The following is a 1,752-nucleotide window of genomic DNA, read 5'->3' as shown; positions in this document are numbered from 1 at the left end:
GCGTGTTTGCGCTGCCGACCGCGCCGAAAACGCCGAACGAAATCTCATATTTCGCACTGATCGTCTCGCCCAAAACCGCGCTCGCGCACAAAATTAAAGTAGCAAAAAATTTCATCTCTACCGTCCTTCCGCTTTGCGGCGCCCCAATTATACGGCGCCCGTTAAATTTACGCTTTTTGCTGCTCGTAAGGCTCGCGCGATAATCTGCGCGGCGTTCGTAAAATTTACGCCAAAAAAGCAAAACTCGCGCCGCCTATTTCATTTTCTCCATAGCGCGATTAAATATCAGCCGCCGTTCCTTGCCGTCGTGAAAGGCCGCCTTGCCCGTCAAAGACACCGACTGTCGCCGCTTTTGTATTTATGGCGCATATACGGCTCGGCGCGCGCTTGCCAGAAATCGGAGCGATTTTATATTTCGTGCAGGCCGCTTCATCGCAAAGCGCGCCTGTGAATAAATCAAAATTTTATATTGCGGCTATGTTTGTACTTTGCACTAGCCGCTCCGCCGCGCCCATTAAATTTACGCTCTTTGCGCCGCGCATAAAGCTCGCGCTTAAAATTTGCGCCGTCGCCATTAAAGCGCTTGTTAAATTTACGCTTTTTGCGCGGCGCCGTTTTGTGCCGCAAATACAGCCGCGTCGGTTGCTTGCAAATCCGATCAAATTTAAACGGCTCGCGCAGGTCAAATTCGTAAATTTAGTCCTTCCAAAGCCACCATTTCAGCTTGGCTTTGTCGGGACGGGGAGTGTTTGCGTAGTAGCAAATCATGCGGTAAACGTAGAGGATGCACCTGTCGCTGCCGCGCCCGAGCGCCTTTGTGCGTTCAAACATCTCGTCCGGATCCGCGCCCTTTAGCGAAGCGATGCCCTCGTAGCCCAGCGCCAACAGATCGGCCTCGGTCGCCTCGCCGACATAGGGGATTTTTTTAAAATCGCTCGCGCCTTTACTCAAATTTTACTCCAATCTTTATTCAAATTTCGCCAGACTCGCCATTTGGACAAAATTTTAAAGCCCTTGAGAGTGCGGAATTTCAAAATTTCACTCGTGTGAGGCAAATTTTAAAATTTTATCCACGGGATGCAAAAAATCTTTAAAATTTTACCTCGCCGCCGGGCCGCCGCTGCGCTTATGCGCGCCGCTTTTTAGTGTTAAGACGCCCGCCGCTGCGCCCATTGTCGGAAATTTTATCCGCAAGCTAGCAGGGAGCTTGGGCGCGGCAAAGCTTAAACGTTTTTAATCCCAAACGTAGTAAATTTACGCTTCCGCCTTGCGCCAAATGCAAAAATCTGATACGTTTGTTTCAAACTCCAACGGATTTTGTAAAAAGACGGCAGCGGCGCTTCGACGTCATCCGAGCCGCCTTTGTGCGATGATTTAATTAAAATTTCTTTCGCGCTAAAACCATGCTTAAAATAATTTTTCACCAAATTCTACGCAGGCTCGAGCGCTAAATTTGACCTAAAATCCGTTCGCAAATTTCGCGCGGATCGGCGCTTTGATAGATCGGACGACCTACCACGATAAAATCCGCCCCCGCCTCGCGCGCGACGCCCAGATCCGCCACTCGCTTTTGATCCGCTGCGCTCTCGCCAAACGGCCTTACGCCTGGGCAGAGCGTGATAAAATCTGCGCTCGTTGCGTCCTTTATCAAGCGGCTTTCGAACGCCGAGCAGACCATGCCGTCAAGCCCCGCTTCATAGCTCATCACGCTAAATTTGCGCACGGCGTCGCTTAAATTTTGCTCGTAAACCG

2 protein-coding genes are annotated in these 1,752 nt (G+C 50.6%); both read right to left on the bottom strand.

What is annotated here, in order from left to right:
- Window positions 1–696: 696 nt before the first annotated feature.
- Complete coding sequence (locus Q0369_RS08455) at window positions 697–951, bottom strand: helix-hairpin-helix domain-containing protein (protein ID WP_298098617.1); 255 nt, start codon at window positions 949–951, stop codon at window positions 697–699.
- A gap of 496 nt (window positions 952–1,447) precedes the next feature.
- Window positions 1,448–1,752: orotidine-5'-phosphate decarboxylase (gene pyrF, locus Q0369_RS08450; RefSeq protein WP_298098613.1), on the bottom strand; the 305-nt coding region annotated here is incomplete at its 5' end.

The organism is uncultured Campylobacter sp. (assembly GCF_938030685.1).
GTDB lineage: Bacteria > Campylobacterota > Campylobacteria > Campylobacterales > Campylobacteraceae > Campylobacter_B.
Note: the sequence above shows the minus strand (reverse complement) of the source record. Positions and strands in the feature narration are given on the sequence as shown.